This is a genomic window from Nostoc sp. NMS2 (genome assembly GCF_017115105.1).
GTDB lineage: Bacteria > Cyanobacteriota > Cyanobacteriia > Cyanobacteriales > Nostocaceae > Nostoc.
The window spans coordinates 1-20368 of the sequence record NZ_JABXKH010000157.1 but is presented as its reverse complement, the minus strand read 5'-3'; the positions used below and the strand labels follow the sequence as shown (position 1 = coordinate 20368).

13 protein-coding genes and 2 tRNA genes are annotated in these 20368 nt (G+C 41.9%); 6 read left to right on the top strand and 9 right to left on the bottom strand.

The window, feature by feature from the left end; translation table 11 throughout:
* Window positions 1-186 precede the first annotated feature (186 nt).
* The 8 genes from HWQ36_RS28170 to HWQ36_RS28135 all read right to left on the bottom strand — a co-directional run bounded on the left by HWQ36_RS28170 (window position 187) and on the right by HWQ36_RS28135 (window position 9911).
* Entirely contained in the window at window positions 187-1620 is a 1434-nt protein-coding gene (locus HWQ36_RS28170) for a VWA domain-containing protein (RefSeq protein ID WP_292708965.1), read from the bottom strand.
* A 302-nt stretch (window positions 1621-1922) separates the two neighbouring features.
* A tRNA-Ser gene (locus tag HWQ36_RS28165) sits at window positions 1923-1991 on the bottom strand.
* 32 nt (window positions 1992-2023) lie between these two features.
* Window positions 2024-2749, bottom strand: coding sequence for a hypothetical protein (locus tag HWQ36_RS28160; RefSeq protein WP_292708963.1), 726 nt, complete (start codon window positions 2747-2749; stop codon window positions 2024-2026).
* Window positions 2750-3017: 268 nt separating this feature from the next.
* Complete coding sequence (locus HWQ36_RS28155) at window positions 3018-3218, bottom strand: hypothetical protein (RefSeq protein WP_012407952.1); 201 nt, start codon at window positions 3216-3218, stop codon at window positions 3018-3020.
* Window positions 3219-3351: 133 nt separating this feature from the next.
* Window positions 3352-3421, bottom strand: a tRNA-OTHER gene (locus HWQ36_RS28150).
* 453 nt (window positions 3422-3874) lie between these two features.
* Window positions 3875-5371, bottom strand: coding sequence for an aldehyde dehydrogenase family protein (locus HWQ36_RS28145; protein ID WP_292708959.1), 1497 nt, complete (start codon window positions 5369-5371; stop codon window positions 3875-3877).
* A 243-nt stretch (window positions 5372-5614) separates the two neighbouring features.
* Window positions 5615-6337, bottom strand: a complete 723-nt coding sequence (locus tag HWQ36_RS28140) for a cyclase family protein (RefSeq protein WP_292708957.1) — start codon at window positions 6335-6337, stop codon at window positions 5615-5617.
* 280 nt (window positions 6338-6617) lie between these two features.
* Window positions 6618-9911, bottom strand: a complete 3294-nt coding sequence (locus HWQ36_RS28135; protein ID WP_292708955.1) for a PAS domain S-box protein — start codon at window positions 9909-9911, stop codon at window positions 6618-6620.
* A 1046-nt stretch (window positions 9912-10957) separates the two neighbouring features.
* Between HWQ36_RS28135 and HWQ36_RS28130 the strand changes: the two genes are divergently transcribed.
* The 5 genes from HWQ36_RS28130 to HWQ36_RS28110 all read left to right on the top strand — a co-directional run bounded on the left by HWQ36_RS28130 (window position 10958) and on the right by HWQ36_RS28110 (window position 19356).
* Window positions 10958-13501: a proteasome protein gene (locus HWQ36_RS28130; RefSeq protein ID WP_292708953.1), complete on the top strand. Its 2544-nt coding sequence runs from the start codon at window positions 10958-10960 to the stop codon at window positions 13499-13501.
* 53 nt (window positions 13502-13554) lie between these two features.
* Window positions 13555-14379, top strand: coding sequence for an Rpn family recombination-promoting nuclease/putative transposase (locus tag HWQ36_RS28125; protein WP_292708951.1), 825 nt, complete (start codon window positions 13555-13557; stop codon window positions 14377-14379).
* Between the two features lie 56 nt (window positions 14380-14435).
* The gene (locus HWQ36_RS28120) at window positions 14436-14717 is read left to right on the top strand and encodes a hypothetical protein (RefSeq protein WP_292708949.1); all 282 of its coding nucleotides are present in this window, start codon (window positions 14436-14438) and stop codon (window positions 14715-14717) included.
* Between the two features lie 397 nt (window positions 14718-15114).
* Complete coding sequence (locus tag HWQ36_RS28115) at window positions 15115-18090, top strand: molecular chaperone (RefSeq protein WP_292708945.1); 2976 nt, start codon at window positions 15115-15117, stop codon at window positions 18088-18090.
* 174 nt (window positions 18091-18264) lie between these two features.
* Window positions 18265-19356, top strand: a complete 1092-nt coding sequence (locus HWQ36_RS28110) for a hypothetical protein (RefSeq protein WP_292708943.1) — start codon at window positions 18265-18267, stop codon at window positions 19354-19356.
* Window positions 19357-19443: 87 nt separating this feature from the next.
* Here HWQ36_RS28110 and HWQ36_RS28105 read toward each other — a convergent pair whose 3' ends face one another.
* Complete coding sequence (locus HWQ36_RS28105) at window positions 19444-19623, bottom strand: high light inducible protein (RefSeq protein WP_069071239.1); 180 nt, start codon at window positions 19621-19623, stop codon at window positions 19444-19446.
* Window positions 19624-19822: 199 nt separating this feature from the next.
* On the opposite strand from HWQ36_RS28105, the gene HWQ36_RS28100 reads away from it, so the two are divergent.
* Window positions 19823-20338: a hypothetical protein gene (locus tag HWQ36_RS28100; RefSeq protein ID WP_292708941.1), complete on the top strand. Its 516-nt coding sequence runs from the start codon at window positions 19823-19825 to the stop codon at window positions 20336-20338.
* Window positions 20339-20368 lie beyond the last annotated feature (30 nt).

The window sequence follows — 20368 nt, the reverse complement described above, 5'->3', positions numbered from 1 at the left end:
AAAAACCGTGATGAAATCTAACTTTCTTAATTACGAATTAATATAATTCTGCGTGCAAGTTGGTGGAGTATTGCGTGTTCTCAGTTACTAGAGGGACTCCGCTGGTGAGCTTTTACATACTCTTTCAAGGATGGCTGGAAGGCATTGCTCATCATTTGTACTGACAAGCAATGCCACATTCTAACCTCACTTATCCTCTCTTACAGGCAACGGTATATCCAAAATCTCCATCAGCAAATCCAGACGAGAGGGGCGCGTTAGCATTGGAACCAGGTTCGGCAAGCTGTAGTAATCACCCGCGAAAGTAAACGTATCTACAGGTGCTTGCTGCTGCTTCAGTTGACTCTCCACCCAGTCGTAATGACCACCCACACGGACAATCACCACATTGGGCATTATCGCCAACTCCCGGCAGTAAGTCTTGTAAACTTCACCAAAGTAAGGAGCAGCATTTTCGCCCTCGTCCGTCACTATGATAATCTGGTCAACCACCTGTTTCTTCTTCCGCATTACTTCCAATGCACAGCCGATGCTAGTACCACCGCCTGCATTGATGTGCTGGAAGGCACGCTCCCAGTCGGTCAACTCCTTGCCCCTTGCTGTAATAGCGTAAGGAATGGTGTCAAAGGCGTAGACAAACAGTTCCGCCTTAGTGATACCAGAGATTAAGGCAGCGAGTTGCAAACCCGTCGCGATCGCATTTTCCATTGAACCAGACTTGTCCACCAATAAAGCAGTTGGACGAGCGATCGCACCACGCCGCTTTACCTGTTCGTTAGTCACCTTTTCCAGTTGGGCAACGGTGTCTGCGTCAAAATCTCCTGCGTCTGCGGCAACCTGGGCTTTAAATGCTGAGACACGGGTACTCTTAGACGCTGCTTCCAGCTTAGAATCAATCAGCTTTTTGACTTCTGGATGATCCATTGCCCCTCTAGTCTGGAGAGACTTGAGGTTATTGATCGCTTCTTGAGGAGTCATGCTGTTGATTAACGCCACTAATACAACAGGTGTAAGTTGCTTGATAGTACCAATTGCGATCGCGTAGGGAATTTTGAACTCCACAATCAGCCGTGCCTGTTCTGCGGCATTTTCTGCCTTAGCAAGCTGCTTCAGCACATTTGCTAAGGAACCGTCTGGAGGAGTATCGCCAAACAGAATTGCATTTGCCCGTTCATTTGGCTTTATGTGCAGTGAAGCATACAAGTGCTTCATTGCTTTACGACCTCGCAAAGCGGCGCGATCGAACAGAGCCGGATTACTCTCCCGCACCTTCAAATAACGCCGTACCGCAGTCCGAGCCGAACGAGGCAGCTTATTTTGCTGCTGCTTCATGAAGTCCACCACACGAGCCACCTGATAGGGCGGAAACTCTTGCAGCATCATAAATCCAGCATCCCGGTGTTCAGTTAAATTGCTAGTTAACAAATGAGCTAAGAATACTTCTTTATGGTCGCGGACATCGCCATAACGCTGATACCACACTGCCAGGTGTCCGTAGAAAATGGGATCGAGTTCAACAATCAACTGATGAATTTCTGCGACTTGCTCAAGCTTGCGGTGAGGAGTTGTGAGCAAACTGTTGAGCATTTCCAGACGCAGATCGCGTTCTGCGGTTTCCATAGGAACCTCCTTTAGTTGTAATGAATTAGGAGGCAGATGTTGCACGCGGGGCGATAGAGTCACCGCGCAAGTTGTAGAAGCATTGTGTATAATTTGTGCAAAATTATGTAAGCTTCTGCGATCGGGGCGCGGCAACAACTGTCGATAAATTTGAATTTCTATGTAGCAGTCCTAGTTAATCTGTGAAATTATCCATCTTTCTTCTTCACTTCGCGCTCTTTGCGTCCTTGGCGGTTCGTTTAAAAAAGTAATTTTCACAATTAGATAAGATCACCTCATGCAAGTCGAAAAAGCCGTTGATTCACACACGGGATTTGAACCCGTAGTTGCTTGATCTCAAGTCAAGTGCCTTACCATTCGGCTAGTATGTAAGCTTTTTCAGTTAGGGCACGAAGTGAAAACTTTAGGTTTTAGAAAGTTGATTTAAAATAAATCGAATTTCTTTCTTATTACACTGCTTTTTCCTAACAGCGTAAATCATTCGACCTCTATACATAGCAGCAGAATAATGAATTCTACCCTTGACAGCATCCATCACATAATGAGTTTGTAGTGGCGGAACATCTTCAAAGGTAATTAAATACCAAATCTCGTTTAGCTTTTGGTACTCATGATAATTATCAATAATGACAATATCAGTTTGTTCCTGCTTTTGCTTCTGCTTTCGAGGGACTTTCTCGGCTGCACAAAGAATTCCGGTTTCAGGATGGATATAGAAGCGATCGCGATGGTTTGTATCTAGCTGGATTCGATAGCCTCGATAAAGCTTGCGATAAAAACCACCATCAATTATTTCTACATGCCGTTCAACATAGTCCCACACATGACCGATAACATGCTGTCCTGCCATTGTTTTGGAATCTAATCGTTGACACAATTCGCTGTAAACCTCATTCCAAGGCTGTCCGGCTTTTGAACGCAAAAACCGACGCAAAGGGCCAAGATGATCTGAAAGATACTTGGATTTATTTATTGGTTTAATCAGGTAGGGATTCAACAATCCATCCTGACTTGCTTCCTCAGTGATTTTGTGTAATTGCTTCTTAAAGCCAGTTACTTTTTTGAGGCTAATTCTCATCCCACCGCGAGGACGCTCAATCACAATCTCGCTCAAACGATGTTCGCTCATATCTCACGTTGTTTAAATGCAGTTCTATTAATTGAGTTGTTATTAAACATGAGTTAGCTGACATCATTGAACTCACCTATGTATTGAGTAATAATTGGAATTCCGCACAAGTTAACAAAGCAGTTTTCACAATTGCCTTTACCAATTTGGCTACGCTCCCATTAGCGGGAGCGACAGGAATTGAACCTGCAATCCGTTGCCGGAGGTGTGTAGGCTTTACAAGTTAGGGCGCGGAATTAAGCCTTAAATCACCGGATGACTCTGAAATTTAACCATAGACAGCTTCAGGGCGGACGATCAAATCACCACTGGGACGGCGATCAATTACGTAAGCAGAAAGGCGATCGCTATTCACATCTAAATGTCGAGCAACGCGCTCCTTCACCGCCACATCATTCATCCCTGCTGCAATTCCCAATTGGGTTTTTGGCACATCAACAGAACGTCCTTCAAATCGAATATGAACCATTGCAATCACCCCTTTTTTAATTACGAATTACGAACTACGAATTACGAATTCGTATTAGTGGATCTGATCGGGATTGAACCGATACCCTCCCTGTGAGAGTTACACTCACACCTCGTGCAAGTTGAAAAAGCTGTGGTAACACCGCAGGAATTGAACCTGCACTTATCGTTAAGATACGATCGCTCTACCATTGAGCAAGTATGTAAGCTTTTTCTGTCAGGGCACAAGTGACATCTGGGAACTCTACCGTTAGAGCTACAGACCCAAAGAAAGCATAATTACCAAGGAAGCCTCTACATAACTTCAACCGCAGTTAAGCCTAGTGGAGCCGTCGGGAATTGAACCCGAATCCTGCAACCGTCCGTTTGTTGGTTTCGGAGCAGTCGAACACCAATCGCGGTCCCAAACAGTAGCATCTATGCAATTGTTAAACTTCTGAGAGGTTTCAGTTTTGCCTTTTGTTGTCGTCTTTATTTTCATACTACAAATGTAGTATACTTTCTATATAATGTCAAGGGTGTACTACAAATTTCTCCAGTGCGTATTATTTAGATTCTGTCTTCTAAAAGGCTTACTCCCCTTCCCTACAAGGGAAGGGGCTGGGGGTTAGGTATTTTTTTATACGCTACTCAACTGAAAATTGCTGTATTACAAAATTAACTACGGTTATCTATCTGAGCGCGTTGCAAACTTCCAGAAAAGTCAACATAAACGCTTTTCCATTCTGTGAAAACATCCATTGCAGTAGTTCCAGCTTCGCGGTGTCCGTTACCGGTTTGTTTCACACCACCAAAGGGTAAATGTACTTCTGCACCGATAGTAGGGCCGTTAATATAGGTGATACCTGCTTCGATGTCGCGCATGGCAGTAAAAGCCCGATTGATATCGCGGGTGTAAACTGAAGAAGAAAGACCGTAATTGCTATCGTTGAGAATTGCGATCGCATCCTCAAAGGAACTAACCTCAATTAATGCCACTACTGGCCCAAATATCTCTTCACGGGCAACTCGCATATCGGGAGTTACATCATCCAAAATAGTTGGTTGAAAGAAGTAACCGTTTTTCAATTCGCCTTCATTGGCAATTTCCCCACCAATTAAAACCTTTGCCCCTTCCTCACGAGCGATATCCAAATACTTGCTCACCTGTTTGAGTTGCTTTTCATTGACAATCGGGCCAATATCTGTATTAGAGTCAGTGCCAGCACCCAAGCGTAACTTACTAGTACGCTCATAAAGCATGGTGGTAAATTTTTCTTTGATATCACGATGCAAAATCAGGCGACTTGTAGCCGTACACCGTTGACCGGTTGTCCCAAATGCTCCCCACACTGCGCCATCTAAGGCAAGTTCCAAATCGGCATCTTCCATCACCACTTGGGCATTTTTCCCACCCATTTCTAGACAGACACGTTTATGAGTGCGGCCGCAAGTAGCGCCGACAAATGCACCCGTTTCTGAAGAACCAGTAAACGATACCAAATCTACATTAGGATGCTCAACTAAAGCTTTCCCCGCTTCTTCTCCTACACCATGCACCAAATTAATTACCCCTGGTGGTAAACCTGCTTGTTGGAAAATTTCAATCAATTTAGTTGCACAGGCTGAGGTATCTTCGGCAGGTTTGAGGATGACTGTGTTGCCACACACCAAAGCTGGCATAGCTTTCCAGCAAGGAATTGCCACAGGGAAATTCCAGGGAGTAATTAAGGCACAAACTCCGATGGGCATTCGCACAGTCATAGCGAATTTATTGGACATTTCTGATGGTGTGGTTTGCCCAAATAGTCGCCGTCCTTCGCCAGCAGTATAAAAGGCACAGTCAATACCTTCTTGCACATCTCCCCTAGCTTCTGTCAGAGGTTTACCCATTTCCCGACTGATTAACTGGGCAAGTTCTTCTTTATGTTGGAGTAATATTTCCCCGACGCGAAAGATATATTCTGCCCTAGCTGGGGCCGGGACTGTGCGCCAACTGAGGTAAGCTTTACGGGCGGCGGCTACTGCTGTATCTACATCATTAACTTGAGAACGAGGAAATGTAGCAACGATTTCGGTTTTGTTTGCAGGGTTGCGACTTTCTAAAGTTGCTTCCCCTACAGCACTCAACCATTGACCGTCGATGTAATTGCGGCAAAATAGCGGAGTTGTCATCTTAAAAATCCCCGGCTGATGATCAAGTGAAACTTGTGTACTAATACCACTTCTGTATGAGAAACTAACCGCAAAGGACACAAACAAAGAAACAATAAGCCAAGAAAATTTGGCAAGACTCTGCGTACCTTTGCGTTGACTTTGCGTTCCTCTGCGTTAAAAAACGCTACTATTTTACACAAAGCTATACTAAGTTTGCTTGCTTTCTAGATTATCTTCAAGTTTAGGAAATTGGTATAAAAATTAAGGCACTAATGCCAAGACCCCCACAGGAGAACCAGAACCACCACGCAACCGAAGAATCCCGATCGCTAAAGTAGTACCTTTAGGTGGTAACTGATCCAAATTGGTGAGATTCTCCAAAACAATGCGCGGTTTTTCCAATACCAAGCGATTAGTAGCAAAACTGTTATCCTGTCCGGGGTCTACACCATGAGTATCAATTCCTAATCCAGCAATTTGCCGTTCATTCAGTAAAAATTGAGTCGCATCGCTACCAAACCCAGGAAAATGGGCAATGCCTTGAGCATCATGATTTAAAAATGCACTTTTATCAAACCACTTTTTTTGCCACCCAGTATTCAGTATAACTACGCACCCTTGAGGAATTTCACCGTATTCTTCTTCCCAAGCCAGAACATCAGCAATAGTCAGAGCATAATCAGAATTCACGGCTGTGGCTTGGCGAATATCTATGACCACCGCAGGTACAACAAGAGATTGGGCGGGGTATTGGTCAATTCCCATACTATAGCTATGAAAGCTATTAGGAGCGTTGATATGGGTAGCGCTATGTTCTCCCAAAGCGAAGCGTCGGAGGTAATAGCCATCATTATTGAGTTCAGCCACAGTTTCAAATTCTACTGTCGGATCTCCAGACCACTGGGGAATATCTATGTCAATTACGTGACTTAGATGAATAACACGAGTGTAGGTGATACTATTTTGACCTTGGGGTTGTATCATCCCGGCCTTCTACTTTATTTGTATTCAGGGATTTTTTTAAAGGTGCTATCGCCTTATTTGGGGTATGCCGACGCAAAGATAGTACTACCATTACAACGTTTTTCAATCAATTGAAATGTAATATTTATAGTCTTAACTCCCTATACTAGTACAAATAATCCCCCAAATTCCTGTAAATTTTAGGTTTTTGGGGGGTTAAAATGTTGCAGCAAAAAGTGAATTGATCTTAGTTAACAACCAATAGGTTAACTTTTTGATTAAGAAAAGATTAAAGTTGTATTTATGTTGAAGGTTGCTCATGTAGTGGAATCATGATGAGAAACTCCGCACCTTCTCCTGGTGCTGAAATACACTGGATTTGTCCGCCGTGTTTTTGAACGACAATTTGGTAGCTAATTGATAAGCCCATACCCGTCCCTTTACCCACAGGTTTTGTAGTAAAGAAGGGGTCAAATAAGCGTTTGCGTACTTCCTCAGTCATGCCTAGTCCATTGTCGGCAATGCCAATGATTACACGGTCTTCTTGGATAAGGGTACGAATACGAATCTGAGGAGAAGTCATTTGTTCAGTGTTGTTTACTAATGACAAATGACTAGTGACAAATGACTCTTCTAAAACATCGATCGCATTTGCCAACAGATTCATAAACACCTGATTCATCTGTCCAGCATGACAGACTACTGGTGGTAGGTTGCCGTAGTCTTTGATTACTTGGATTTCGGGATGTCCTGGTTTGGATTTCAGGCGATTTTGCAATAGCAGTAAGGTGCTATCAATACCTTCATGAATATCTACTGCTTTCGTGCCGTCTTCATCAAGGCGAGAAAAATTGCGTAAAGATAGGACTATCTGCCGAATGCGTTCGGCTCCCATGTTCATAGAATCTAGGATTTTGGGCAAATCTTCCTTGAGAAAGTCTAAATCAATGTTGTAAATATGTTCGTGAATTTCTGGTGTTGGTGGGCAGTAACTCTGTTGATAAAGTTCTACCAAGTGCAGCAAGTCCTTAGTATATTCACGGGTGTGGGTAATATTGCCGTAGATAAAATTGACGGGATTATTGATTTCGTGGGCAATACCTGCAACCAATTGTCCCAAGCTGGACATTTTTTCAGTTTGAATCAGTTGAGCTTGGGTATGTTGAAGTTCTAACAATGCTGCTTCTAATTGCTGGGCTTTGTCTTGGGCTGTTTGGGCAGCAATGCGACTTTGAGTGTACAGTTTAGCTTGGTCAATGGCGATCGCTAGTTGAACTGTAACTGCTTGTAGTAATTCTACTTCGTTATCCAGCCAAGGCCGAAAGCCACTATAAGAACCACAGCTAAATGTGCCTATTTCGCCAGATTGGGTGTGTACGGGTAGCGACATAAAGGCAGTGAAACCAAAATCTTGCAAAAATAGCTGTGTAGTGACATCGCCCACAGTCTCAACATCATTAATGCGGATGATTTCTCTATTTAAAGTTTTGGCTGCAATTAGTTCAATTTCTGCACTAGTTGCTTCTTGATCGTTAAGGAGACAGGCTAAAGAGGAACTTTTCGCCTCATATACTTTCTCCCAGTAGGGAACCTCAGCCTCTTGCCGATACCAAAAGAAGGCGCAGCGATCGATCTGGAATAAGTTACGAATCTCCTGCACTGCGGTTTCTACAATGTAATTGATATCCAAGGAAGCTCGAATCTGGTTAGAAAGACGATTGAGTAATGCTTCTCGTTGGGCACTTTCTCTAAGTGCAATTTCTGCTTGTTTGCGCTTGATGCCAATAGCAATTTCCTGGGCAGCGAATTCTAGGGCTTTAAAAGTTGATTCTGTCACCGTTTGGCGAGAAAACATGGCTATCACCCCTACAGTTTCATCTTCAACAACCAGGGGATAGCCAGCAAAGGCAACCATACCCTCTTGCTTTGCCCATTCTTTGTTACCCACGCGAGGATCTGTTTGCACAGAGTTAGTTAGGTGGGGTTTGCCCTCTTCGGCAATTAAACCAATTTTGAATTGACCGACTGGTACATATCTATGGGGCCCATTAATGTGGGTATACATCCCAGAACTGACTTGCAACTCCAGTACATTGTCTTTTTTGTTCAGCGTCCAAATACGAGCAAAAGCTGCATCAATATGTTCAACTAAAGCGTCGGTGCAACGGCGCATCATGTTCTGTAAGCTGTCACTCTGGGTAAGGGCCGCGTCTACATCGGCACGAAAATTTGCTAACCGCGCTCGTTCTGCTAAAGCTTCTTCTGCTTGTTTGCGATCGGTAGTGTCATAACAAATACCAACGAAGTTTATAACATTACCATTGGCATCTCTAATAGCAGATGAGTTACTTGTATGCCATCGCCAAGTGCCATCTTTGTGTTTTATTCGATATTCAATTGCGTCTTGCTTTTCGGTTGTTGTCGCAATTTTTTGGAAATAATCTGCACAAATAGGCACATCGTCAGGATGGACAAAGGGAACAAACGATTGGCCTTCAACCTCTGCAACCTCATGCCCAAAAATTTCAGTCCAGTTTGGAGAAACGTAGGAAAATATTCCCTCAAGGGTCAGTGCAAAAATAATGTTATTGGCGTTTTCAATAATGGTGCGAAACTTGGTATCGCTTTCTATTAATGCTGCTTGTACTTTGTCTTTGGTGTCGCGGACAAGAACTATTATTTGCTGGTCTGGTAACGGTAATAACCTAGCTTCAAAATTGTTTTTCCCTTGTGGGAGCGGTAAGGTATATTCAAAACTGACTGAAGATTGAGTTTCAAGGACTTGAGTTATTGCTTGCTGGTAGCGATCGCTGACAGCATTCGGTAGGCACTGTAGCAAACTCTTGCCCTGACAATCTTCTGTTGAAATATACGGATTCTCTATCTTCCCTGACTTGTAATCCAGAATACTTCCATCAGCATCGATACGAAAGTATAAATCAGGAAGTACTTGTAAAATCGCTGTAAATTCTGATGTTTTTTGGCGTAACTCTGCTTCAACTGCTTGGCGTTTTGCAGTTTCGGTATGTAGGTCTTTTAGTTGTGTTAATCCTATCTTCTTTTTTTGACAGGTAATTTCACTTAGAAAAATAGAGAAGTTTGTAGATGCTGAGGAGCTTTTTTGCAAGGTAGTATGGTTTCCCACTCTCAGCACTTCTGTTATATCCACACAATAACCGATGTAACCGACAAAGCTACCATCTACTGCAAATCGTGGTGCGGCTGTATCTAAAATCCAGCGATATTCGCCATCAGCCCGACGGAGGCGATATTGTCTCTGAAAGGAATCATGCACAGCAAATGCTTCTAAGTATATATAGTCACATCGCTGTCTATCTTCTGGATGGACGCTACAAGCCCAGGTATTGCTTATCTCCCCTTCTCGCGCAGATGCAGGCCCGCCTGTTGTTAAGTATGTGCCAGTAAATTCCAGCCAATTTGAATTTAAGTAACAATAAAGGGCATTGCATCCAGCCATCCAAATCATCAAAGGAGCAATATCCGCTTGCTGGCAAAATACTTTTTCATCCTGTTGTATTTCTTCCTCTTCAGATAAGATTTGGTTAATGTAGCTCTGCACCTTTTTAGAAAACACTTTTGCCTGCCTGCTCTGCCTAAATTATTAAGAGGATGTCTAAAAATAGAATTTGTCAATAAATGGATATCATCTTCATTGCCATCCATTATTTATATTAATACTTTATTTATTTTTATAGTATGTAGAAAATCCTCTTTTATTGTAAATAAATTGAAAAAATGCTGAAGTTATCGTCAAGATTAAATTCAGTACTTTTGATGAAATTTAAACTATTCATCTATTAGACAAATTTTGGACTATGTTGATTTTTAAAATCACCTATAAATTTATCTTAGCTATGTAATTATATGTCTTAAAAACCTGAGTTATCTTCACGAAAACTAAATGATTCGCTATGAGGCACTTACATCTTTATCAGAAATTCATAATAATCAGTAATTTATTATCAAATAAATATTGATTTTTTATCAAGAAGAATTCAGCATTAATTAGACTCATGGCGACTATGCAAACAAAACCCACTTCCGTGGGGTTGAAATTTATCATGTTTCCCGTTTAGGTAGACTAAGCTTTGTGTAGTAGCGTTCGCCCTTGGAGTGCCGGAGGCAATTCAGGTCATCTGGAAAACCTCTCTCTAAATCTCTCTCCTTTTAGGAGAGAGACTTTGAATTTCCCCCTTCCCGCGTCGGGAAGGGGGTTAGGGGGTTAGGTTTTTGGTGGACTTTTCCACATAACCTGAATTGTCAGGGCGTGCCGGAGGCATCATTATATTCACCTAATGCTTTTCAGAAATTCTGTTAAAATCAGGGGTCTAAAAGGATTTAATGCCCATATCTACACTAAGCATTTACCAGCCATTTTGTGTATAAAACTCTACTTTTTTATTCTGGATTCTGAATTCTGACTTCTGAATTCTTCTTCAACTTTCCCCACAAAACCCGATTTTTCACAATTGTCTTGACGTTCAAAATGCCTCATCCCAAAACCGCAAATTAAATGAGAGAAATGCTAAATGTGATATCAACACGTTGCAACAATGGCTAGCCATCACGTTTTATATGTTATAAAGCTCACAGAAATTCATGTTAGGCGGGAACTACTTTATGGAACCAGATAAACTGGGCCGTTTTAAGGAGTACGGCGAATTCATCCTCCGAAAGATAGATTCTGTGCCCCAGTACCCTTCAAAACAAGAAGATTGGGTTCCAGCTAGTCTTGATGACTGTCTCCTGCATTTACGGTCAGCTGCCCAGAAAACTGTAGACCTGGCAACTTCACCTGTCAAAATTGGGGTGATGGGGGAATTCAGTAGTGGGAAAACTTTACTTTTAGGCAGTCTAATTGGATATGCAGATGCTTTGCCAGTCAGTGAAAACCCCACTACAGGTAATGTTACCGCAATACATATTATTCCGCAAGACGATTTTGCAACTACTCAATTAAGTAATTTCACTGTAGAGTATCTTTCTCACGAAGGGGTACATGAGTGTCTACGCTTCATGTTAGGGGAAGCCCATAAACGCACGACAGCAGCAGGGCTTCCTCCGATACCAGTATCGAAACTCAACTCTGGCAAAGATATTATTGGCTGGTGTGAGGAGGCTTGGAATAGTAGTAACAATTTGGAGCTACGTTATTTACTCCGGGAATTAGTATTATTCCTGCGGGCTTATCAAGCTTATGGGGAAGTGATGTGTGGTGGACACTACCAGATTGATGCTACCACCGCCCGCGAGGGGCTACAACTGGTCGAACAGCCAATGGCAATCCAAAGTCTAAAATTTGAGGATTTACCGCCAGCGCATATCCGATTACCGAGTCCACCCCAGAGGCTACCAACAAAGTTATTGCAGAATAGCTTTCCACTCATCCGTCGCGTAGATATCGATGTGAAAATCTCACGGGAAATTTGGGATTTTACAGGTGCAGCTAAATTTATTCTCATCGACTTTCCAGGATTGGGGGCTGCGAATTCGGGGGCTAGGGATACCTTTTTGTCACTGCGGGAACTGGCAGAAGTACAAACAATTTTGGTATTGCTAAATGGTAAATCTCCCGGTAGCGATCGCGCCAATAAAATTTTCACCATGATGCAGCAGCAGCGACCGGGACAAGACCTGAAAGATTTAATTCTCGTAGGTGTGGGTCGCTTCGATCAACTCCCCCTAGACAGTGAAGGTGGCGAAAGAGAACTTGACCACCTGATTGAAGATAGTCCAAATTTAAAAGAGGAAACCGTTTTCCAAAAACTCAAAGTTCTGCAAACTACCATTGACGGTGCAGAAGCCTTTACAACCCAAAAAGACCGCATCGTTTTACTGTCGCCACTGTTGGGACTAGCTGAATTAGCAAAACGTTCTAGTACCGTCAAAGCAGGTTCACCAGATTTTTTGGCTAACTTGGACTATCCTGATTACCTAGATCGGTCTAAACGGCTACAAGATAAATGGGAGCTATTAAGTGAACAGCTGTTAGATGCCGATCCCCGCAGCAATTTAGGTAAGCAGCTAGGTTACTTTGGTCAAGATGGGGGACTTAGTAAGCTGCGGGAATTGATTCAAACTCACGTAGCAACTCACGGTCTGAAGCAACTGTATGAAGACACTCGCAGAGCGGCTGATGTGGTGAATCAGCAACAAGATCATTTGAAGGACATCATAGATGAAATTCACGAGCAAGGTATCCCCACAGGAGACAGTCCCGCCTTTATCGAGTTGCGCTTTGTAGTCGAAAGCTTGGATAAAATCTACAGGAATTTTCAAAAAGATTTAGGGACAGAACCGCTTAAAGATCGGCGTGGTGTTGTCGTCAGCGATGTAGTTAAAGACGAACTCACTTTTAGAATCCTCAATTGGAACCAATGGACTTTACTCTTCAACAAAGCCAACAATGGAGCGATCGCTCTGACAGAATCTAAAGGTGCAGCCGGGAAATTATTTGATCGGGGAAATCGTGTAAATACTTCCCTTCCGACTAAGAGTGATGATTTTTATCCAGTATTTGAAAAAACCGTTAAGGAAGTAGAAGATTTTGCCCGCGATCGCATTCATCAAGCAGTGGTAGATTTGTTGAACCAATTGTCAACTTATGTAGCCCTAGAACGCGAACAATTACAGGCATTTTTTCATCCAGAAATGGAACAAGAAATTGAAGAAAAATTTGGTTTTGAAGATGCCGATCTCTTTTACAAATTATTACTAGGATGCGAACCTAACGAATGGAAAGAAGCAATCATTTCAGAAATCACTAGTAAAGATAAAATCGTTGCACCTGAAACCATCTTTCCCCTAGCGCGTCAAGACGAAAAACACAATGTTGGTCAAATTTTTGACTGGGCACCAGAAAAAAGTCAAGGTTTACCGAGATCGAGCAATCACCAACTTTTAGTACTGCGACTGCGAGATGAAATAACTGCTAGTGCTAGTCTCCATCTTGTGCAATATGTTAGCGAAGTTAATCAACAAATTAATTCCGAACTAGCAGGTATTTTGGATCAAATTATTCCTAGTTTGCAAAACCTTTCAAAAAAAGAAACTTTGCTAAGATATTTGGCGGCAGGGGAATTGCCATCTGAGATAGCAATTCCGACTTGGTTACAGATTCTTTCAGAAATCGCTGCTGTTTCTTACTTAGATGATTTGAGATGAGCTAACTCCGAAAATGACTGATTGCGATCGGCTACGGGTATGAGGATGTATTTGTGAGACGAGATGCTATTTTTTATACAATTTTCAAGCGTGTCCCAGGATTATTTTTCGAGTTAGTAGAACAGCCACCAGCCGAAGCTAGTAGCTATCGCTTTGAATCAGTTGAAGTTAAAGAACCAACATTTCGGATTGATGGGGTATTTTTACCTCCACCGGATGCAGCATCTCAGATGATCTTTTTTGCTGAGGTACAATTCCAGAAAGATGAGTTACTATACCATCGCTTTTTCTCCGAATCCATGCTGTATATGTATCGCAACCCGTCGCTTTACGATGACTGGTACGGTGTAGTTATTTTACAGTCTCGCAGCTTGGAACCGGAAAAGACTACTATTCACAGATCGCTACTGAATAGTTCCCAAGTACAACGTATTTATTTGGATGAGTTAGGTAATCCTGATGAGCAAAAAGTAGGTATCAGTTTGATGCAGTTGACTATTGCCTCAGAGACTCAAATGGTGCAAGAAGCGAAACGTTTAATTGAGCGGGTGCAACAAGAACAGATAACTGTTTTAGCTAAGGAGGAGATAATAGATGTAATCACAACGATCGCTGTTTATAAATTTGCCAACTTAAGTCGTGAAGAGGTAGAAGCAATGTTAGGAGTTAAGTTAGAAGAAACTAGGGTTTATCAAGAAGCTAAACAAGAAGGACGAGAAGAAGGACGAGAAGAAGGACGAGAAGAAGGACGAGAAGAAGGACGAGAAGAACTAAAACTTGAACTTGTACCTCAGTTCTTAGCTCTTGGTATGTCGATGGAAGACGTTGCCAAATTACTTAATTTAACCATCGAACAAGTAAGACTTGCAGCTGAGTAATCACAACAATTACTGGTTATAAATTTGTAAACTTAAGCCGTGAAGAGGTAGAGGCAATGTTTGAAATTAAGTTACAAGAAACTAGGGTTTATCGAGAAGCTAAACAAGAGGGACTAGAACTAGGACTAGAACTAGGACGACAAGAAGGACTAAAACAAGCGCTAGAAGAAATACGGGAAAAAGGACGAAAGCAAGGACGAGAACAAGCAAAACTTGAACTTATACCTCGGTGTTTAGCTTATGGTATTTCGATAGAAGAGGTTGCGAGGATACTTAATTTAACTATCGAACAAGTCGAACAAATAAGACTTGCAAGTGAGCAAGAATCTTCAACATAAACTTAGTAACGGCTGCAATTTTCATAGCGATCGCCTAGTTTGGGCTACGCCTATGCCCTTTCATATAAGGGACTTCCAAATAAAAAAAACATCCCAAATTTTCTTGTGGGATGGGTGTCCGCACTACGTGCCGCTACGCTAACACCCGTCCCATATTCAGGGCGGGCAGGATGCCCACCCCACAGGATGGATAATTTATTTCTTGTCAGTCCCTAAAAGCTTAGTCCACCGTGGATATCGCGCTAAATAAAAAAGCCAGTGCTAAAGAGAATCAGTGGTACAAGACCAACGATTAAAAGTCTTTACCACAACTTTTTCTTACTAAATTTGTAATTTTATAATAGAACATTACAATTTTTAGCCAGCGATAAAACGAACAACAGAAACTAATACTATAATGAACCCTTTTAAATTGAACAACTATACCGATCAAGAATCAACTGAGAAACCACAAAAAAGATTCCCGGGATGGTTTGCTTTAGATTTTGGTACGTCAAATTCGACAGTCACACTTTTCGATCCGATTGAAGTACCGATCGCAGAAATTCTCCCAAAAGAACAAGAAATGCGGTTGCGCGATCGCTTATCACAATGGCTCAGTTCTCCCGCTTCCGTGGCTTTACCAGATGTCAGCGATGATGATTGGGCGAAATTCATCACAGAAATTAGCAAAAACCTGGAGATAGAACCCAGCCGATTGAGTGAAGTATTTGAAAGTGACAATAAAGAGCGATTTTTAGAAGCAATTCGCCAAATTGAGCTTTCTTTGGGAAACAGTGAAAGATTCCGCCGTGCTGTCAGCAAAAAACTTTACCAAATCTATCATGAGGTGTTCCGCGTTCCTACCCTAGAGTCGCAAAATCTGATCCCAGTTGTCCTAGATATCGATCGCCGCGATACGGAAATTCCCAGCGAGTTAGAAATTTCGCAGCTAGGGGATTTAAAACTGCGGATGGGTAGGGAAGCTAGAGATAACCGCAAAAAAGCGATCGCTCAAGGTACAAGCAGTTCTTTAAAGGAAATTATCAGCAGATTTCACCATTCACCCAAACGTTATTTTGGTCAGGAGCGATCGTTTTCGATTATTTTGGATGGTAAAGAAGAAATAATTACCGCAAATCAACTGATTCAATCTGCTTGGGCGCATTTAATCGAGTTAACTGAAGATTACCGCCAACGCGCACAACGCAGGTTTTCAGAAGGAACTTTTTTGACAGCAGTTGTCACCTACCCCACCGTCGCTCCACCAGTTGTTCGCAAAGAAGTTAAGGAATTTGTTGAGCAATTGGGGATCGATGATGTCCAAACTGCTTATGATGAAGCCGTTTCTGTGGCAATATTCTTTTTATGGCGAGAATTTGGCGGTAATCTGAATATTGGCATTGAGTCATTCAAAACTCGTTGCCGTCAAGCAGGGAATAAATGGTCACAAAATGTCCTCGTTTTGGATATTGGCGGCGGAACCACAGATTTAGCTTTAATTGAACTGACTTTAGAAGATAAAACCCCTACTTTTGCCGATTATGAAGACCGGGGTTTAGGAGGACGTTACTATAAACTCACTCCCAAACTATTAGGTTCATCTGGTCATTTGCAGTTAGGTGGCGAGTTAATTACACTGCGAATTTTTAGATTATTAAAGGTTGCGATCGCAGATTTTTTATTGACAGCAGTAACAACAGGTGATATTGAAAGTGAAAAGCTAGAAGATTTAATTAACTCTGAATTAAACGAACGCTTTTTAGAACAAGGCAAATTTAAAAGTGGCAGTCTTTTAAAATGTCTAGATAAAGAAAATCCAGAAGGTGATATTTCTTACAAAGATGCCCTAGATACTGCCGAGAAAGTATTACCAACTCGTTGGCAACAAGCACCCCAACGCCTACAATCCTTTTATATTCTTTGGGATTATGCGGAAGCTGCCAAACTTAAACTTGGGCAAAAAGCACCAGCAGATAATTCTCTATTAACCTTCACACTTTCTGAGCAACAAATTTCCGAACTGCTCACCCAAAGCGCCGTTAAATTGCAAGTCAAAGATCCAAATAGCATCTGCGTCACCCTAGATAACCAGCAATTTGAACGAGCCGCCGTTTCAGGAATAAAAGAAGCGATCGGTATTGCTAAAGGATTGATGGAAAGTCGCTTGCGTCCTGATGAACTCACCAAAGATTCTTGGAATTCCCAAAAAGTTGATTGGTTAATTCTATCTGGAAAAACTTGTAATTTAGACATAGTGCAGCGCCAAATCTACCAAGAATTTAGTAAATCTCCATATTTTGTGTGGAATCCAGAACGAATTACCTTTGTGTTGGAATTTACCAAATTAGCCACCTCTGCTGGCGCTTGCTATGCCGAGAAGCTGCGAAGATTGAGATTCGATCCAGAAGAGTCTAAAAGCTTGCTGCGTAAGGGAGCCAACCAACTAGAAATTGATGTCAAAAACCTGTTTTATTATTTGCCTTGCAACTTCAAACGCAAAACCCAAAGTAACGATTTACTCACCATATTCAAAGCTGGACAAGAACTCTATCAACTCGCACCTTGGGAAACTGTGGCTAAGGTTCGTACTGTATGGCAAGGAATCCAACTAACTAATATTATTTACCGTCAAGACTACGAAGATGGAGATTTACGATTATGGGGTAGCTTCGACGGCAAAAACCTCATGAATAAACTGGAAATGCAAGAAGCAGATTTTCTGAAAAAAATTAAAGTCCAGTTTGAAATTGACCAAACCCTTGAATTTAATGTGTTGCTTTGTCAGGGAAATCCCCATTATTTAATTGATATTCCTGGAATTGATTTAGAATCAGTTGTTTCAGAAACATCGCCGCTATTTGCCGATGGTAAATTGAACTGGAATATCGCCGTAGAACGCTTCAATAAAGATTTAAATGATGGTGATATTGCCGTCAATGTTATTGAGGCCGCAACTGTCGATCAACCAGATGCCTATCATCTTGTCTTTGAAGTAGGAAATGATGGTAGTAAATTGTTTCAAAAATTTCACTATCTGCGTGATGGCGTGACGGAACCAGGAATCGGGTTAATTAGTAATCCCTTACCTCCATTTCCGCAAACTGGCCAGCACACTTTTTATATTTATCAAACAGACGCAGAAACCAACAGCAAAAAATGGATACGAATTGGCGCACTAAGCAAACCAGATGTGACAACAGATTATCCTTGCCAATATCGTGTAACTCTTGACGATCAAGGTATCCTACGGATGCACGCCGGTGAAGTACCTTACTGGACATCAAACAATCAGGAATGCCTAAAAGAAGAGGGATGCGTTTATATTGCTGAATTAGAATTGCAGCCCAATGAAGTTGATAAAGAACGCGATCCATTTTGCGGCATACATTAAACTCCTGTATTAAACCTTTGCGTTCCTCTGCGCTAACCTTTGCGTTCCTCTGCGTTGAAAAAAATTAAGATTTTTAAACGCAAAGGGGCGCGGAGTGAACGCAAAGGAACGCAGAGGTTTGCTAAGTTTAATTCGCTATGAATCACATACAGGTAATATATGGAGGTGATATTCATGCAGCACTTGCGTCAATTATTAGAGATAGAAAACTCAGAGTTAGCCCAGTTACTGCGGTTTAGTTTATATGGACTAGAGGCTACTTTAAATCAGGCTCGCACAGAATTTCCACTAGATCCAGGATCTAAAATATGCGATGAGGTGCTGCAAGAACTTCATAACCTGTTGCAACCTGAACCCCTACAGCTAGATACTGGTTGGGAAGATGCACCAGATGATTTAAAACTAAGTCACCTCCGAGAAGCTTTCGATTCTGACTCAGAACTTAATTATTATCTGGGTAATTCCAAATTGCAAAGCACAACTGACTCTGATTTGTGGAATGAGATTCAACGCAAACTGCTACGGATACCAGAAGATTTGGCTGCGACTTGGCGATCGCGCACTTTAGATTTAGCTCAAGAAGTTGGTGCGATCGCAGATAATTCTAACCTCTATCAACTTCCTTTTATCCGCGATGAAATTATCTACCCCGGACTTAGTGGTACTGTTCAAACTCAGGGATTGACATTGTATCAACAAGCACTTTCAAATCCTCAAAATACACAAGGCAATGCATCCGATTTACCAGCAGCATTCCTATTTTTATATATGAATTTTATCGAAATAGACCCAGATTTACATCATGCTTTAAAGAGCATTTTTAGCTTTGATGTCATTTCCTTACACTCCAAACCAGAACAGCGCGATCAATATATTGATGCTTTAAGCGATCGCTTCCAACGCACCCAAAAAGCCGAGAAAAACACTGATCCCCTGTCAATTCTCCGTGCTTGGATTGACATGGATGAAGCGATACATTCCCTAGTCTTCGTACCACCGGCTGAACGCTATTCTTGGTGGGGAAAGCTACAACATGAATCACGACGCATTTTGAAGAAAGTCGCTGATGAGGCAGTTAATGCAGGTAATGAAGTGCGAATTCGCCAATTATCGGGACTTTATGCAGATATCTGTGCTTCATCCAAGGATGACTTACAACTAGACTGTGGTGGCATTCCTGGTGAAGTATTAACTTGTCTTCGAGTATATGCGCGAATTAATCAAGAAGAATCCCCAGGCCGTGTAATATTTCGCTCGTCGCGCTAAGGGAATTTTCTCATAAAGGAAAGGCAGACAATCTTACAAATCGCTGCCTTGCCCGATCATCTAATGAAGCTGTAAAAACCTTTAAATCTATAAAATGCCCCAGAAGTGTAAAATTCCTTGACCAGAAAAGACTTCAAGTGCAACAGCAGATAAAAAACCAATCATTGCAAAACGACCGTTCCAGTTTTCGCTCTGAGGAGTAAAGCCCCAGCGCAAAGCATTAGGATCTTCTGAAACTGAAGGCGTAGTCTTTTTAACGTCTGCCATAAATAATACTCCGAGCTTTTATGTTGTAACAGTTATAACTGCCTGTAAAGTAATGTAACAGATTTTTAAGAGAATGCAACATAAAATCAAGGCAAAATTCTTTCCGATAAATAAGGGTGGGTAATCCCTACTGGCTGGCAGATTAATATCTATACCATAACCAAATAAGTAATATTAATAGTGCAGTTGAGATACAGCAATGAATATTGACTTACTGGGATATCGTCAGAAAGTAGGCATGGGTCAAGTACAGGTTGCTAATATACTGGGCATCTCCCATGAAGAAATTTGTTTTTATGAGCAAAAGCCTGAAACAGTTCCAATGGGTCTTTTAGCAAAATGGCTGCAAATATTGGGGGTTGACTTTGCTACAGCCATGTCAGCATCAACACCACCACTCAAAGGAATTGATCCAGGAACTCCATACACTCAACTTTATCGCAAACTAAATTTACTGAATCAGTACATTGATGCTACTCCTCCTGTAGACAAACTAGATATACCAACATCGCCAGCTACACCACATGATCTCCAGCAGCAGCTTAAGCTTTATAAACAAAAGCCTAATGTTGTTTTGACTGGAGGCTTCGATGCTGGTAAATCACACATGGCAAACGCTTTGTTGGGAAGTAAAAATTTGCCAGTTGGTTATCAGCCAGCCAGGGTTAGCGCGTCTCAAACCCTATTGATAGAGGGATTATGGCAGAGGGTCTGAGTTTGGGAGAGCCGCAGCCAAAACAGAAAC

What these genes read in the sequence shown, in the direction of transcription:
- HWQ36_RS28170 (WP_292708965.1), bottom strand. Translation starts at nt 1,620, where the DNA reads ATGGAAACCGCAGAACGCGATCTGCGTCTGGAAATGCTCAACAGTTTG.
- HWQ36_RS28160 (WP_292708963.1), bottom strand. Translation starts at nt 2,749, where the DNA reads ATGAGCGAACATCGTTTGAGCGAGATTGTGATTGAGCGTCCTCGCGGT.
- HWQ36_RS28155 (WP_012407952.1), bottom strand. Translation starts at nt 3,218, where the DNA reads ATGGTTCATATTCGATTTGAAGGACGTTCTGTTGATGTGCCAAAAACC.
- HWQ36_RS28145 (WP_292708959.1), bottom strand. Translation starts at nt 5,371, where the DNA reads ATGACAACTCCGCTATTTTGCCGCAATTACATCGACGGTCAATGGTTG.
- HWQ36_RS28140 (WP_292708957.1), bottom strand. Translation starts at nt 6,337, where the DNA reads ATGATACAACCCCAAGGTCAAAATAGTATCACCTACACTCGTGTTATT.
- HWQ36_RS28130 (WP_292708953.1), top strand. Translation starts at nt 10,958, where the DNA reads ATGGAACCAGATAAACTGGGCCGTTTTAAGGAGTACGGCGAATTCATC.
- HWQ36_RS28120 (WP_292708949.1), top strand. Translation starts at nt 14,436, where the DNA reads ATGTTTGAAATTAAGTTACAAGAAACTAGGGTTTATCGAGAAGCTAAA.
- HWQ36_RS28115 (WP_292708945.1), top strand. Translation starts at nt 15,115, where the DNA reads ATGAACCCTTTTAAATTGAACAACTATACCGATCAAGAATCAACTGAG.
- HWQ36_RS28110 (WP_292708943.1), top strand. Translation starts at nt 18,265, where the DNA reads ATGCAGCACTTGCGTCAATTATTAGAGATAGAAAACTCAGAGTTAGCC.
- HWQ36_RS28105 (WP_069071239.1), bottom strand. Translation starts at nt 19,623, where the DNA reads ATGGCAGACGTTAAAAAGACTACGCCTTCAGTTTCAGAAGATCCTAAT.
- HWQ36_RS28100 (WP_292708941.1), top strand. Translation starts at nt 19,823, where the DNA reads ATGAATATTGACTTACTGGGATATCGTCAGAAAGTAGGCATGGGTCAA.